Origin of the sequence: Rhodosalinus sp., from assembly GCF_046542825.1 — a bacterium.
GTDB lineage: Bacteria > Pseudomonadota > Alphaproteobacteria > Rhodobacterales > Rhodobacteraceae > Rhodosalinus.
Window position 1 is genome coordinate 1 of sequence record NZ_JBKHAQ010000068.1, and the last position, 15,135, is coordinate 15,135.

The 15,135-nt window shown below is 69.4% G+C and carries 13 protein-coding genes; all 13 read left to right on the plus strand.

Annotation, left to right across the window (positions count from 1 at the left end; translation table 11 throughout):
- The first annotated feature begins 425 nt into the window (after positions 1 to 425).
- From ndhC to ACLFOB_RS09975, 13 genes are read left to right on the plus strand one after another with little or no spacing between them, the layout of a single operon-like run.
- Positions 426 to 824 carry an NADH-quinone oxidoreductase subunit A gene (gene ndhC / locus ACLFOB_RS09915; RefSeq protein ID WP_410917907.1) on the plus strand — a complete coding sequence of 133 codons (399 nt, stop codon included), beginning with the start codon at positions 426 to 428 and terminating at the stop codon, positions 822 to 824.
- Positions 821 to 1,429: an NADH-quinone oxidoreductase subunit B gene (locus ACLFOB_RS09920; RefSeq protein ID WP_410917908.1), complete on the plus strand. Its 609-nt coding sequence runs from the start codon at positions 821 to 823 to the stop codon at positions 1,427 to 1,429. Before ndhC ends, ACLFOB_RS09920 begins: the two co-directional genes overlap by 4 nt.
- Entirely contained in the window at positions 1,426 to 3,198 is a 1,773-nt protein-coding gene (gene nuoC, locus ACLFOB_RS09925; protein ID WP_410925978.1) for an NADH-quinone oxidoreductase subunit C/D, read from the plus strand. Before ACLFOB_RS09920 ends, nuoC begins: the two co-directional genes overlap by 4 nt.
- Positions 3,195 to 3,671, plus strand: coding sequence for an NADH-quinone oxidoreductase subunit NuoE (gene nuoE, locus ACLFOB_RS09930; protein WP_410925979.1), 477 nt, complete (start codon positions 3,195 to 3,197; stop codon positions 3,669 to 3,671). The genes nuoC and nuoE overlap by 4 nt, the downstream gene beginning before the upstream one ends.
- The gene (locus tag ACLFOB_RS09935; RefSeq protein WP_410917911.1) at positions 3,668 to 4,975 is read left to right on the plus strand and encodes an NADH-quinone oxidoreductase subunit F; all 1,308 of its coding nucleotides are present in this window, start codon (positions 3,668 to 3,670) and stop codon (positions 4,973 to 4,975) included. The genes nuoE and ACLFOB_RS09935 overlap by 4 nt, the downstream gene beginning before the upstream one ends.
- Positions 4,972 to 7,572 carry an NADH-quinone oxidoreductase subunit NuoG gene (gene nuoG, locus ACLFOB_RS09940; protein ID WP_410925980.1) on the plus strand — a complete coding sequence of 867 codons (2,601 nt, stop codon included), beginning with the start codon at positions 4,972 to 4,974 and terminating at the stop codon, positions 7,570 to 7,572. The genes ACLFOB_RS09935 and nuoG overlap by 4 nt, the downstream gene beginning before the upstream one ends.
- Complete coding sequence (nuoH, locus tag ACLFOB_RS09945; RefSeq protein WP_410916695.1) at positions 7,569 to 8,528, plus strand: NADH-quinone oxidoreductase subunit NuoH; 960 nt, start codon at positions 7,569 to 7,571, stop codon at positions 8,526 to 8,528. Before nuoG ends, nuoH begins: the two co-directional genes overlap by 4 nt.
- Entirely contained in the window at positions 8,525 to 9,040 is a 516-nt protein-coding gene (gene nuoI / locus ACLFOB_RS09950) for an NADH-quinone oxidoreductase subunit NuoI (protein WP_410916683.1), read from the plus strand. Before nuoH ends, nuoI begins: the two co-directional genes overlap by 4 nt.
- A complete protein-coding gene (locus ACLFOB_RS09955; protein WP_410916684.1) occupies positions 9,037 to 9,531 on the plus strand; it encodes an NADH-quinone oxidoreductase subunit J in 495 nt (164 codons plus the stop codon). The genes nuoI and ACLFOB_RS09955 overlap by 4 nt, the downstream gene beginning before the upstream one ends.
- Positions 9,528 to 9,821 carry an NADH-quinone oxidoreductase subunit NuoK gene (gene nuoK, locus ACLFOB_RS09960; protein WP_410916685.1) on the plus strand — a complete coding sequence of 98 codons (294 nt, stop codon included), beginning with the start codon at positions 9,528 to 9,530 and terminating at the stop codon, positions 9,819 to 9,821. The genes ACLFOB_RS09955 and nuoK overlap by 4 nt, the downstream gene beginning before the upstream one ends.
- A 1-nt stretch (position 9,822) precedes the next feature.
- Positions 9,823 to 11,835, plus strand: coding sequence for an NADH-quinone oxidoreductase subunit L (locus ACLFOB_RS09965; protein WP_410925981.1), 2,013 nt, complete (start codon positions 9,823 to 9,825; stop codon positions 11,833 to 11,835).
- Positions 11,826 to 13,283, plus strand: coding sequence for a complex I subunit 4 family protein (locus ACLFOB_RS09970; protein WP_410925982.1), 1,458 nt, complete (start codon positions 11,826 to 11,828; stop codon positions 13,281 to 13,283). Before ACLFOB_RS09965 ends, ACLFOB_RS09970 begins: the two co-directional genes overlap by 10 nt.
- The gene (locus ACLFOB_RS09975) at positions 13,280 to 14,644 is read left to right on the plus strand and encodes an NADH-quinone oxidoreductase subunit N (RefSeq protein WP_410925983.1); all 1,365 of its coding nucleotides are present in this window, start codon (positions 13,280 to 13,282) and stop codon (positions 14,642 to 14,644) included. The genes ACLFOB_RS09970 and ACLFOB_RS09975 overlap by 4 nt, the downstream gene beginning before the upstream one ends.
- Positions 14,645 to 15,135 lie beyond the last annotated feature (491 nt).

Sequence of the window (15,135 nt, forward strand, 5' to 3'; positions counted from 1 at the left end):
CCTGAGCCGCGCGGCCCGCTGAAACGCCACGCCGATCCCCCCTGCCGATCCCGAGGGCGGGCCACCGTGCCGGACCCGCTGCGGGGTTTCCGGGCAGGCGCTTTCCATCCCGATCTCGCGGCCCGGGCAGGCGCCGGACGGTTGAGCCACCCGGAACGCGCGCACGACCCTGCCGATCCGCGCTCTTCCGACCTTCTCGAATCCCTGAAGTTTATCCTCCACCCGATCGCGTGGCCGGTTTTGCCGAAACCGGCCGCCCAGCATACTGTAGGACGCGACAGCATACAAAAAATCGATTGTTTCTCAATCTCTTGGGTTTGATCTGCCTCAAGGTGGCAGGCCGCGAAGCGTGCGACCAAGGGGGACATCGCCCGGCGCGCGAATCTGTCCTGCTGCCGAGCTCCAGCTGAAAAAAGGGAAGCGCCTTGCAGGAGGCATTCACCACACTCGACCCCAGGATCTCGCTGGGGATCCATGCGATCGCGGCTGCGTTGACCGTGGCCATCGCGCTGCTGCTCGCGCGTCTGGTGCGCCCGCGCGGACGTGACGTTGCGACATTCGGGATCTACGAAAGCGGCGCGCCGGCAACAGCCACGGCCGTGGCCCCGGTGCCGACCGCCTATTTCCAGATCGCCGCCTTCTTCGTCATCTTCGATTTCGAGGCGGCAATCCTGTTCACCTGGGCGCTTTCGGCGCCAGCGGCGGGGCTGGCGGGTCTCGTCTCGGCCGGGATCTTCATCCTCGTCCTGCTGGCGGCGCTTTTCTACCTCTGGGCGGATGGCGCGCTCGACGTGGGCGCACGAAGCGAGGGGGGCGCGGCATGAACGACCAATTGCGCAACGCGCCGCCACCGGGCGTCAGCATGGCGGCCGGGCAGCTCTTCGCCCGGCTCGACGACCTGATCGCATGGTCGCGCAAGAACAGCTTCTGGCCGTTCAACTTCGGCCTGTCCTGTTGCTACGTGGAAATGGCCACCGCGCTGACACCCGTCTACGACCAGGCGCGCTTCGGCGCCGAGGTGATCCGCTCGACGCCGCGGCAGGCCGACCTGCTGATCGTGTCGGGCACGGTATTCACCAAGATGGCTGCGCCGCTCAAGCGGCTCTACGAACAGATGCAGCCGCCGCGCTGGGTGATCTCGATGGGGGCCTGCGCCAATTCGGGCGGCATGTACGACATCTATTCGGTCGTGCAGGGCGTCGATTCCTTCCTGCCGGTGGATGTCTACATCCCCGGTTGCCCGCCACGGCCCGACCAGGTGCTCGACGCGATGCTTCTGCTGCAAAGCAAGGTGGGTGCCGAAAGCCGGCCTCTCGGCGTCACGCTGGGCGGCGGACCCGCGCCGCGTTTCGAGCCGCAGCCGCGCAAGCAACTGCTGCGCGACGAACGGATGTCCGTTCGTGACCTCGACGATCCGGAGGCGCCATGACGGAGGTGAAGGACCCTGACGCAGGTCAGGCCCCGCAAGAAACGGCCGCCGAGGTGCGGAAGGCGCTCGGGCATCGCGTCATTGCCGATCAGGTCACGGGCGAGGGCTTCCCTGTGCTCTGGATCGCGCGCGATCACTGGGTCGAGGCGCATGGCATCCTGAGGAGCATGGACCGGCCCTTCAGGCTGCTGGCCGACCTGTGGGGCATCGACGAGACCGCGCGGCACAACCGGGCGGGCCAGCCGGCATCCGGCGTGACGGTGGCAAGCCACCTGATCTCGCCCGAGCGCAACGCCGACATGCGGCTGAAGCTGGCCTGCGACGCCGAGGCGCCACGGGCGCCCTCGGTGACCGCGGTCTATCCCGGCGCCAACTGGTACGAGCGCGAAGCCTACGACATGTACGGCATCCATTTCGACGGCCACCCCGCCTTGCGCCGCATCTACATGCCGAACGACTGGGACGGCCATCCGCTGCGCAAGTCGCATCATGCAAGGGCGACCGAGAAGCCCCCCTTTCGCATGACCCCGGAAAGCTTCGCCGAGACGGAGACGGCGAACGCGTTCGACCCCGCCGAGGTCGGCCTGCCGACGGAGCGCGACGGGGTGGAACTGATGGTCCTCAACCTCGGCCCGCACCACCCTTCGACGCATGGCGTCTTCCGTATCGTCCTGGGCCTCGACGGCGAAGAGATCGTCTGGGCCTGGCCGGACATGGGCTACCACCACCGCGGTGCCGAGAAGATGGCCGAGCGGCAGACCTGGCACGGCTTCATCCCCTATACCGACCGGATCGACTACCTCGGTGGCGTCATCTCGGAGATGCCGTACCTGCTGGCCGTCGAGTCGCTGTGCGGGATCACGGTGCCGGAACGCGCGCAATGCATCCGGGTGATGCTGTCCGAGTTCTTCCGCATCACCTCGCATCTGCTGTTCTACGGCACGCTCGCGCAGGACACCGGCGCGATGTCGCCGATCTTCTACATGTTCGTGGACCGCGAGGAGGCCTACAAGGTCATCCAGACGATCACCGGCGCGCGGATGCACCCGGCCTTCTTCCGCATCGGCGGCGTGGCGATGGACCTGCCCACGGGCTGGGACGGGCTGGTGCGCGACTTCCTCGACTGGATGCCGAAGCGGCTCGACGAATACGAAGGCATGGTCATGCGGTCGGAGCTGTTCAAGGCCCGCACGCGCAACGTTGCGGCTTACGGCGCGGAGACCTGTCTGAAATGGTCGGCAACGGGGCCGCATCTGCGCGCCGCCGGCATGCCCTGGGACATGCGCAAGCTGCGCCCCTATTCGGGCTACGAGAATTACGAGTTCGACGTGCCGGTGCAGGAGGCGGGCGACATCTATGCCCGCACCCGCGTCCGCGTCGACGAGATGCGCCAGTCGCTGCGGATCATCCGTCAATGCCTCGACTGGATGCCGGAAGGGCCGATCAAGGCCGATCATCCGCTTGCCTTCCCACCATCGCGCGAGCGGACGCTGCACGACATCGAGACGCTGATTCACCACTTCGTCGGCACCGGCTGGGGCACACGCGTGCCCGCCGGCGAGGCGACGGGGCAGATCGAGTCGGCACGCGGCTTCACGCAATATGCCATCATCTCGGACGGCGACGGCGGAAGCTACCGCACCCGCATCCGAACGCCGTCCTTCGCCAATCTTCAGCCGATCGCCGAGGTCGCGCCGGGCATGACCGTCGCGGATTTCATCATGTACCTCGCCTCGATCGACCATGTCATGTCGGACGTCGACAAATGAGCCTTTCCAAAGACCTGATGACGGCCATCGAGGAGGTCCGCGACCACCACGGCGGCCCCCGCGCGGCCATGGTGGAGAGCCTGCGCATGATCCAGATGGAGCATGGCTGGGTTTCCGACGATCATCTGGAAGAGGCCGCGGAAATCCTGGGCGTGACGACCGCCGAGATCGAGGATGTGGCGACCTTCTTCTCGCTGATCTTCCGCAGGCCCGTGGGCGAGAAGCTGATCCTGCTCTGCGACGGCGCGTCCTGCTGGCTCAACGGCGGCGAAGCTGTCCGCGACCGGGTGATGGAGCGGCTCGGCATCGGCTTCGGCGAGACCACGGCCGACGGGAAATACACGCTCGTCAACATCTGCTGCGTCGGCGGATGCGATCATGCGCCCGCGGCGGTGATCGGCCGGGACCGCAAGCTCGTCGGGCCGCTCTCGCCCGACGACCTGGACGAGCTTTTCGGGGAGGACGCGCGATGACCGACAAGCCGCTGACCGGGCGCGCGCGCCCGGACCGCACGCCGCACACGCTGGCGGAATGGAAGGCGCTGGGCGGCTACGAGGCCGTCGAGCGGGGCCTGAAGGAGCTTTCGCCCGAGCGCGTGGTGGACATGGTCGACGCGGCGGCGCTCAACGGGCGCGGCGGCGCGGGTTTCCCGGCGGCGCGGAAATGGCGCTTCATGCCGAAACCGGGCGAGGCCCCGGGCGACGGGCCAAGCTATTTCATCGTCAATGGAGACGAGATGGAACCGGGCGCCTTCAAGGACCGCATCCTGCTGGAGGCCCTGCCGCATCAGTTGATCGAGGGCGCGATCCTCGCCGCCTATGCCACCCATTGCAGCGAGATCATCGTCCTGATCCGCGACGCCTACCGCGACGCGATCCGCAACCTGAACCGCGCCATCGCGGAAGCCGAGGCGGCCGGCTATCTGGGCCGGAACATCCTGGGCACCGGGCGCGACCTGAAGATGTGGGTCCACCCCTCGGCCGGGCGCTACATCGTGGGCGAGGAGACAGCGCTGATCGAGGCGCTCGAGGGCAAGCGCGCCGTCCCGCGCAAGCGCCCGCCCTTCCCGGCGCAGTCGGGGCTATGGGGGCGGCCGACCACGGTCAACAATGTCGAGACGGTGTCCTGCGTGGCGCCGATCGTGGCCAATGGCGCGCAGTGGTTCCAGTCGCTCTCGCGCACCGTCGAGGGCGGCACCAAGGTCTTTGCCGTTTCGGGCCGGGTGCATCGCCCGCAGGTGATCGAGGCGCCGATGGGCACCACGGCCGCCGAACTGATCGAGATGGCGGGCGGCGTCTCTGGCAACGGGCGGCTGCGTTGCTTCCAGCCCGGCGGCGGCGCCAGCGGCTTTCTCGAAGCCGACGCGCTCGATCTGCCGCTCGATTTCGGCCACGTCGCCATGGCGGGCAGCATGTTCGGCACCGGCACCCTGATCGTGCTGGACGAAACCGCCTGTCCGGTCGGCGTGATCGCACGGCACATGGCCTTCTATGCCCGCGAGAGCTGCGGCTGGTGCACGCCCTGCCGCGACGGCCTGCCCTGGGTCGCGAAGATCATGGCGGATCTCGAAAAGGGGCAGGCCCGGATGGAGGATCTGGAGGTGCTGCAGATGACGGTGGACGTGGCCGGCCCCCGCGGCCGGAGCTTCTGCGACCTGATGGGCGGGGCGATGAGCCCGCTGGGCACCGGTCTTGCCCGCTTTCGCGATCTTTTCGAGGCCCATGTGCGGGAGGGCTGCTGCCCGATCGCGCGCGATTACGGGAGGGCCGCGGCATGACGAAGGTGCGCCTCACGATCGACGGCATCGAACGCGAGGTCGAGGCGGGGCAGGATCTGCTCTCGGCCTCCCTCGGCCTTGGCGTGGACGTGCCGCATTTCTGCTGGCACGCCGCGCTGGGCTCGGTGGGCGCCTGCCGGCTTTGCGCCGTGCGCGTCCATGACGGGCCGGAGGACGAGGCGGGCCGGATCGAGATGGCCTGCATGACGCCGGTGGCCGAGGGCCAGCGCGTCGAACTGGCCGATCCCGAGGCCTACGAGATGCGCGCCCGCGTGATCGAGTGGCTGATGGTCAACCACCCGCATGACTGCGCCGTCTGCGAGGAAGGCGGCGCCTGCCACCTGCAGGACATGACCGTGGCGACCGGCCACCACCGGCGCCGCTACCGCTTCACCAAGCGCACGCATCGCAACCAGGATCTCGGGCCGCTGCTGACGCACGAGATGAACCGCTGCATCGCCTGTTATCGCTGCACGCGGTTCTACCGGGGCTATGCGGGGGGCCGCGATCTCGACGTCTTCGGCGCGCATGACCGGGTCTGGTTCGGCCGCTACGAGGACGGACCGCTGGAAAGCCCCTTTGCCGGCAACCTCGCCGAGGTCTGCCCGACGGGCGTCTTCAACGACAAGGGCTGGTCCGAAAACTACGCCCGCAAGTGGGACATGGCGGCGACGCCGGTGATCTGCACGGGCTGTTCCGTGGGGTGCAACCTCTTCGCCGCCGAACGCGACGGGCGGGTGCGGCGGGTGCAGAACCGCTATCACGGCGCGATCAACGGCCATTTCATCTGCGACCGGGGCCGCTTCGGCGCGCTCCATGTGACCGAGGCCGGGCTGGACGAGGCGCGGATCGGCAGCGAGACCGCCCCGATGGCCGACGCCCTGGCCGCCGCCCGCAAGGCGCTGGCGCAGGGCGCGGTCGGCATCGGCTCGCCCCGCGCGAGCATCGAGACGAACGCAGCCCTTCGGCACCTTGTCGGGGCGGAGCGTTTCTTCGCCGCCGTGTCGGATCATGAGGCTCTGGCCGTCAGGCGCATGGCCGGCTGGCTCGCGCGGGGCCGCGCCGCATCGCTGAAGGATATCGAGCTTGCCGACGCCGTTGTCGTGCTCGGCGAGGATCTCACCGGCACCGCGCCACGCGCGGCGCTTGCCCTGCGGCAGACGGCGCGGGGCGCCTCGAACGACCTGGCCGCGGAGAAGGGTGTGCCCGCCTGGCTCGACAACGCCGCGCGCGTCGCGGGCGAAGGGCGGAAGACGCCGATCGCGCTGGTCACGCCGATGCCGGATGCGCTTGACGACGTGGCGACATGGTCGCTGCGGCGCGCGCCGGCAGAGATCGCCGCCTTCGGCCAGGCCATCGCCGGGGCGCTGCGCGGCGAGGCGTCCGACGACGAGGCGGCCCGCATCGCCGAGGCACTCGGGCAGGCTGCGCAGCCGCTCGTCGTGACGGGCTTCGGCGCCGGCCGCGGCGATATCGTGGAGGCCGCCGGGGCCCTGGCCGACGCGCTTGGCGACGGCGCCCGCCTGGCCTGTTTCGCGCCGGAAGCCAACAGCCTGGGCCTCGCCCTGACTGGCGCGGACGGGCTGGAGGGGGCCTTGGCCTCTCTCGAATCCGGGGCGGTGAAAACCGCCGTGATCGCCGAGGCCGACCTGTTCGAGCGCGCGGGCTCCGATCTCGCCGAACGCCTTCTTGCCGCCGCCGAGACAGTGATCGTGCTCGACAGCGCCGAAACCGGGACCACCCGGCGCGCCGACATCGTGCTGCCCGTGGCGGACTGGTCCGAGGCCGCGGGCACCTTCGTCAACCACGAAGGCCGCGCGCAGCGCAGCTTCGCCGCGGTGCCCGGCGGTCGCCCCGCCGGGTGGCGAATGATCCGCGATCTCTTCGTCACGCCCCCGGCATGGGAGACGCTCGACGACATGCTGGCGGCGTTGGCCGCCGACCTGCCCCAGCTTGCCGGGGCCCGTGCCGCCGCGCCCGACGCTGCCTTTCGCGTACCGCTCGGCCAGGTCGCCCGCGCGCCCTGGCGCATGTCGGGCCGCACGGCGCATGACCGCGCGGGCCGGGTGCCGGAAGGAACACCGCAACAGGATGCCGATGCGCCGCTCTCCTTCTCGATGGAGGGCGCCCGGGGAGCCGACGCGCCCCCTGCCCTGCGCACGTCCTGCACCCAGCCCGGCCTGCATTCGGCCAGCGCCGTGCCGCATGGCACGCAAGGGCCGCGCGGCCCGCTCAAGGGCGGCGACCCGGGCGTGCCGGTGCTGGACGGGTTCACCGCGCCCGAACCGATGCCGCAGGACGCGCCAGAGGGCCCTGGCCTGCTCCCGCTGCTGCTGCACGACCCGTTCGCCGGCGACGAGCTGGTTCGCCGCGCCGAGCGTCTGGGCCGGCGCTGCCCGGCGCCCATCGTGGCGCTTCACCCCGAAGACGGGACGGCGCTGGGCCTGAAGGAGGGCGATGCGGTCTCTGTGGCGGGCGGAGCGCCGGTGGCGCTGACACTGGACATCAGCGTTCCCCGCGGCCATGTGGCCGTTTCCGCCGGCCGGGTCCTGTCGCGCGGAACCCGGGCGCGCGTGACGGTGGAGGCGCGACCATGAGCGTGATCGTCACCATCGCCCTGTCGCTGAGCTTCATCATGGCGCTGCTCGTCGCCGCGGGCGTCTTCACCTGGGTCGAGCGCCGCGGTCTGGGCCTGCTGCAGGAACGCCTCGGCCCCAACCGGGTCGGCCCGTTCGGCTTCTTCCAGTGGATCGCCGACACGGTGAAGCTGATCTTCAAGGCCGACGACGTGCCCCCGGGCGGCGACCGCCTGACCTTCCGCCTCGCGCCGGCGCTGGCCGCGACGCCGGTGCTGGCCGGTTTCGCCGTCGTCGTCGTCGCCCCGGGCTGGACGCTTGCCGCCCTCGACATGGGCGTGATCTTCGCCCTCGCGATGCTTGCACTCACCGTCTACGCGATGGTTCTCGGGGCCTGGGCCTCGCGCAACCGATACGCCATGCTGGGCGGCCTGCGCGCGGCGGCGCAGATGCTCTCCTACGAGGCGTTCTTCGGCCTGTCGCTGATGGGCGTCGTGATGATCTCGGGCACGCTGAATCTCGGCCAGATCGTCGCGGCGCAGGAGGGGCTGTGGTTCGTCTTCGTTCAGCCGCTGGGCGCGGCGCTGTTCATGATCGCGGGGATCGCGGCGGCGCACCGGCTGCCCTTCGACCTTCAGGAATCCGAACAGGATCTCGTCGCGGGCTTCATGACGGAATACTCGGGAATGAGCTTCGCGCTGTTCTTCCTCGGCGAATACCTCGCCGTCATCCTCGTCGCCGCGCTGGCAACCACGCTGTTTTTGGGCGGCTGGCTCGGCCCTGTCCTGCCCGGGCCTGTCTGGTTCGGACTCAAGACGGCGCTCATCGCGCTCAGCTTCATCTGGATCCGGGCGATCCTGCCACGTCCGCGCTACGACCAGCTCGTGGCCTTCGCGTGGAAATTCGCACTGCCGCTGGCGCTCGTGAACCTGCTCGCGACCGGTTTCGTCGTGGTGCTGAGGGGGACGGCGGCATGAAGGGGATTCTCGAAAGCCTCGGCCGCGTCGGGGCCAAGTTCTTCACGCGGAAATACACCGCCGGATACCCGGAGGTGAAACCCGAGCTTCCCGCCCGCTACCGTGCGCGCATCGTGCTCACGCGCGACCCGGACGGGCAGGAGCGCTGCGTGGCCTGCAATCTCTGCGCGGCCGCCTGCCCCGTGGACTGCATCGACGTGGTCAAGGGCGAAACCGAAGACGGGCGCTGGTACCCCGAGACCTTCCGCATCAACTTCGCCCGCTGCATCTTCTGCGGCTTCTGCGAAGAGGCCTGTCCGACACAGGCGATCCAGCTCACGCCCGATTTCGAGACCTCCGACTACACCCGCGAGAGCCTTGTCTACGACAAGGACGATCTGCTGATCGCCGGTCAGGGCAAGCAGCAGGGGTATCGCTACTGGTCGGTGGCGGGCAAGGCCATCGGCGGCAAGGACACGGGCGAGGCAGAGAACGAGGCACCGCCCGTAGATCTGAGGGACCTGACACCATGAGCTGGGGACTGGCGATCTGGGCGGGGCTGCTGGGCCTCGCCGCGACGGCGCTCGCGGTCACGCGCGATTCGGTCGTTCATGCGCTGCTGCTGCTGCTCGGGGCGCTGATCGCGCTGGCCGTCGCCTTCTTCGCGCTGGCCGCCCCCTTTGCCGGGGCGATCCAGCTTCTGATCTACGCGGGCGCGGTGGTGGCCGTCTTCGTCTTCGTCGTGATGACGGTCGAGGCGGGGCCCGAGGCGCGCAAGAGGGAACGGGCGCTGTTTTCCGGCGCCTGGCCGATTCCGGCGGCGGTCGTGGCCCTTGCGCTTCTGCCGATGATCCTGCGGCTCGGCGGCCCGGTCGAGGGCGCTCCCGCGCCCGCCGGAGCGCGGGAACTCGGGCTTCTGATGTTCGGGGACTGGGCGGTGGTGACGGAGCTGGTCTCGCTCCTGCTCATCGCGGGGATGATCGGCGTGCGCGTGCTCCGCAGCCGGAAAGGGGGCAGATCATGACGGCCATACTGGCCATTTCGGCGGGTCTCTTCGCGGTCGGGCTGTTCGGCGTGCTCGCGCGGCGGACGATCCTGATGCAGCTCATCTCGCTGGAGATCATGCTTGCCGGTCCGGCGCTGGCCTTCGTCGCCGCGGGCGCGCATCACGGCATGGTCGAGGGAACGGCGATGTTCCTCATCGTGCTCTCGCTCGCCGCGGCCGAGGTGGCCCTGGGTCTCGCCATCTATCTTCACCTGCGGCGCCACGAGAGCGGAGGCGACGCCGACGCCGCCACGCGGCTGCGGGGGTAGCATGGAATTTCTGGCCTATATCCTGCTGCTGGTTCCCATGCCGCCGCTGGCAGGTTTCGTCCTGCTGGCGCTCGACCCCTACCGGCTCGACAGGCGCGCGGTGCAGGCCGCGGCGATCGTGGCGGGCTGTGCGCCGCTGCTGGTCATGGCACCGATCGCGCTGGCGCATCTGACCGGACTCTGGGGCGATCAGATCGCGCCGATCTTCACGCTCGATGTCGGCAATTACGAGGTGGCGCTGGCGATGGGCCTCGACACGCTGAGCGCGGTCACGGCGCTGACCGTCGCATTGATCTCGGCCTGCGTGATGATCTACGCCCTCGACTACATGTCCGGCGCCGCGACAACGGACCTGCGCCGCTTCTTCTCGCTGATGAACCTGTTCCAGGCGGGAATGCTCTCGATGGTGCTGGCCGCGGATTCCATCACCTTCTTCCTCGGCTGGGAACTGATGGGGCTATGCTCCTTTTTCCTGATCTCCTACAACATGACCTCGCCGCGCGCCTTCGCCGCCGGTCAGAAGGCCTTCATCATCACCCGGATCGCCGACGCGGCCCTGCTGGCCGGGCTGCTGCTTCTGTTTCTCGAAGCGGGCTCCGTCCGGCTGGCCGAACTCATCCCCGCCGGTGCCGGCATCGACGCGACGCGAGGGCCGCTGATCGCGGCGCTGCTGCTGATCGGTGCGATGGGCAAGTCGGCGCAGTTCCCGTTCCACACCTGGTTGCCGACGGCCATGGCCGGGCCGACGCCGGTTTCGGCCCTGCTCCATTCGGCCACCATGGTGGCGGCGGGTGCCGTTCTGCTCGTCCGCTTCTCGCCGGTGATGGAAGCGCATCCCGCCGTGGCCGCCGCGACGGCGGTGGCCGGTGTGGTCACCGCGCTGTTCGGAGCCGCCTCGGCGGTGGCGCAGACCGATGTGAAACGGCTTCTGGCCTATTCGTCGATCAGCCAGATCGGCTACATGCTTGTCGCCGTGGGCGTGGGCGCGCCGGCCGTCGCGATGGCGCATTTCGTGGTCCACGCGATCTTCAAGTCCCTGCTCTTCATGGCCGGCGGCGTGCTCTCCTCTGCCGGCAGTGGCGGCACGTCCATCGCGGCCCTGCGCGGCAGCGCCCGCCTTGCCCCGGTCTCCTTCGCCTGCTTCACCGCCGGGGCCGCCTCGCTCGCGGGTCTGCCCCTCGTGACGGCGGGCTGGTGGTCGAAGGAGGCGATCCTGGCCTCGGCCTTCGAGGCGGGCTGGTTCGGCATCGGAATCTGGGCGATTGCGCTGTTGGCGGCCGCGCTCACCGCCGTTTACGCCTTCCGGCCGGTTCTCGCGGCGCTCGGTCCCGCGGATCACGAGCGCCCGCGCGGACGGGAAAGCCTTCTCGTCAAGGGCCCGCTGATCGTGCTGGCGATCCTCGCGCTGGCTGGGGCGCTCGCCGTTCCGGGGCTGACCGAACTTCTGGGCGGCCACCCGCCCCACCCGGAACTCTGGGTTGAACTGGCCGGAGCGGCCGCGGCCATCCTCGGCCTGGCCGGGTCGGTCGCGGTGACCCGGGTGCCGTGGCTTGCCGCGCGCATTCGCCGGGCAAGGCGCCTGCGCGCGGGTCTGCAGATGGACGCGCGGTACTATGCGCTGCTCGTCCGCCCCTACCGCCGGCTGGTGCGGCGGCTCTCGGGCAACGAGGGGGCCTGGGTCGAACGCCTGGTGAGCCCGTCGGGCAGCACGGCGAACGGGCACGAGAAGGAAATCGAAGGCGCCGTGCGCCATGCCCGCAGCCCTGAAGGCGCCACCTCCGACCCGGTGGGTCAGGCGACGGTCGCGCTCGGGCTCTGGGTCTGGCGGGCGGTGCTCCTGCCCTTCTCGCCCGACCGGATGGACATGGCCTGGACGTGGGGCGCGCGTGGTATCGGGCGTGCCGCGGAACGCGCGCGGCACCTGCAGACGGGACGGGTACGTGACTATGCGCTGGCGCTGGCCATCGGGCTTGCCGCGCTTCTCTTGATCGGATGGGTGATGACATGGCGCTGATCGCGCAGATATTGTTGCCGTTTTTCGGCGGGTTCGCGGCACTTCTGGTCGCGGGCACGGGCCGGGACCTCGAGCGTTGGATGACGATCGCCGTGATGGGGGCGACGCTGGTCGCGCTTCTGCTCGGCGTCGTCTTCGGAGATGACGGGCGCTGGCTCGCCTTCTACCGCGCGGACTGGGCGCCCTCCTTCGGCATCCAGGTGCTGCTCGCGATGGATGGGCTCACGGCGGCGATGCTGGCGATTTCCGCCGGTCTTGGCATGATCTGCGTGTTCATCTCCTGGCATGTCACGCACCGCTCGGCCCTGTTCCATGCGGTGATCTGCTGGACCGTGGCGGCGGCGAACGGCGTCTTCCTGTCCTTCGACCTGCTGATCTTCGCCTTCTTCTGGGAGCTGATGATCGTCCCGGCCTTCCTGCTGATCGCGCTGTGGGGCCATGGCGACCGCGAGGCCGCGGCGATCAAGTTCCTCGTCTTCAACGCGGTTGCCGGGCTTGGCCTGCTGGCTGCCGTGTTCTGGATGGGCGCCACATCGGACCCGATCACCTTCGACGCCTTCGTCCTTTCCGAAAGCGAATACGGCAAGACGGCGCAGATCCTTCTCCTGCTCGGCTTCGCGCTTGCCTTCATGGTGAAACTGCCGGTGCCGCCCTTCCACGCCTGGTTGCCGGACGCGCACACGCAGGCCCCGACGGCGGGGTCGGTCCTGCTGGCGGGGCTGCTGCTCAAGACCGGGGCCTATGGCCTTTTCCGTTTCCCGCCCATGCTGTTCCCCGACGGTCTGGTGACGCTGGCGCCCTGGGGCATGGCGCTTGGCGCGTTCGGCGTGGTCTATGGCGCGACCCTCGCCTGCGGGCAGACCGATGCGAAGCGGCTCGTGGCCTATACCTCGATCGCCCACATGAGCATCGTGCTGATAGGCGTGTGCGGCGGCGTCCACTTCGCGCTGATCGGCGCGGGCGTCGAGATGATCGCGCACGCCTTCTCTTCCTCGGCTCTTTTCCTTCTGATCGGCGCGCTGCAGCACCGGACCGGCACGCGCGATCTGCGCGAACTTGGCGGCCTGCAGAAGACGGCGCCCGCCTTCGCCACCTCCTTCGCCCTGTTCTTCGCCGCCGCGCTGGCCATGCCCGGAACGGCGAACTTCCTCGGCGAGGCGCTGGTCATCACCGGCATGTTCCAGGTCAACTGGTTCTTTGCCGCGGTCACTCTCGTGTCCCTTGTCGTCTCCGTCGTCTATGCCACGCGCCTGATCGGCGGCATCGTCTTCGGCGAGCCCAAGCCGGCCGTGCAGGACGTACCCGACCTGCATCGCTACGAGTTGTGGCCGCTCGCGATCCTCGGCCTGTGCACGTTGATCTTCGGGCTGTTTCCGCAGCTTCTGATCGCGGTGCTCTCGCCGGCGGTCGAGGCAGCCCTGCAACCTCTGACCTTCGTGCTGCCATGACCGGCGCCGGGCTGATATCGCTGGCACCGCTCGCCCTTGCCGGGCTGGCCGCAATCGTGGCCATGGTGATGGCACCGCTGGCGTCGCTACAGGCGATCCGTGCCGTGGCGGGGGCGTTGCTGGTGGCGGCGCTTGCGGTGGTGGTCCTGCGGGCGGGAAGCATGCCGGCCCCGGCCTATGAAATCCTCGCGGACGATGCCCTCGCCCGGTTCGGCGCGGGGCTCTCCATCCTCGCGGGTCTGGGCGTTCTCGCCTTCGTCCAGGACGACGGGGGCGCCCGCGAAGGCCCGGCGCTGGTGGCCATCGCCACGGCGGGCGGCGTGGCGCTGAGCGCGGCGAACCATGGTGCGGTGCTGATCGTGGGCCTGGAAATCACGACGCTGGCGATGGTCGCCCTGACGCTCATGCCGCGAACGGCCATGGCGGCAGAGGCAGGGTACAAGCTTTTCCTGATGGCGGGCGTAAGCGCCGCGACACTGCTGCTGGGCGCGGCCTTCGCCTTCGCAGGCACCGGTTCGCTGATGATTGACGACTGGGGCGGCAGCACCGGCCTTGTCACCGTCGGCGCGGCGCTTTTGCTGGCAGGGCTCGCATTCAAGTTCTCGCTCGTGCCATTCCACATGTGGGTGCCGGATCTGTTTTCCGGCGCGCCGGTCTCTGCCGCGGGCGTCGCCGGTGCCGTCTCGAAGGCCGCCACGGCCGTGGCGTTGCTCAGACTGGCGGAAACCGCGCCGGGCGGTGTCATCTGGACGCTGGGCCTGGGGGCCGCGGGCGCCGCTGCCGCGCTGCTGGGCAACATCGTCGCGCTGCGACAGGAAAGCCTCGCGCGGATGCTGGGGTATTCCACCATCGCCCATTCGGGCTATCTCGCGATGATTCTCGCCGCCGGCGGCTCGATCGCGGGGGAGGCCCTGCTGGTCTATATCGCGGTCTATGTGCCCGCCATACTGGCCACGCTCTGCATCGCCTCGGCCCTGGGAGGCGCCACGCGCACCGATCTGCGCGGGTTGATCCGAAGCTCCCCGCTTGCCGGGGCGGCGATCGGCCTCGCCCTGGTCTCGATGGCCGGGTTGCCGCCAACCTCCGGTTTCATCGGCAAGGTCTACCTGTTCTCCGCGCTCGCGCAGGCAGAGGCATGGATCCTTTTGGCGGCCGCCGCCATCGGCGCGGCCGTGGCTTTCTACTACTATCTGCGCTTTGCGCTCGCCGCCTTCGCCGCGCCCGAGCCGGACGCGGCAGAGCGCATGCATGTCACCTCTGGCGCGGAGAAGGCGATGCTGATCGTCGCCCTGGCCCTGCTGCTTCTGCCGGGGCTCTATCCCGAACCCTTGCTTGCCCTGGCTGCCGGGGTGGTCCCCTGATACCTCGCCCGCTTGACGGGCAGGACGTTCGAAGCCCTGTCCTGAAAGCCCGGCACCATCCACCGCGCCTCGGAAAGCGCGAAGCCGTCCATCGAGGCGGAGACCGTTTTTGGGCGAAATGGTACCGAGATCTCGGATATGGGCGATGATCTCGTTCCGATGGACAGGCCCGGCGTGGTTGTGGTCCCAGCCGCGGATGTCGAGGCTCGGCATGTCGCGCTCCACGCCGCCCGAGATGGCGGAACCGTTCCACGCCTCGCCGAACGCGCCAGGTTGAATGTAGCTGTTGATCGCGAGGATGGATTCTTGTCGAGCTGCTGCTCCAGCGGCTGGACGACGGGTGCGTCGGGTCACATGGCCGGGCGCATGGGCCAAAGGGGGGCGGAGCCCCGGTCGTCGGGGTCCCGGGGCTCCCCCCAACCGGCCAATCGCAGCGTTACTCGTAGCGCAGCTCGGTCGCCTTGCCGCGGAAGACCGTGTAGGCCAGCACC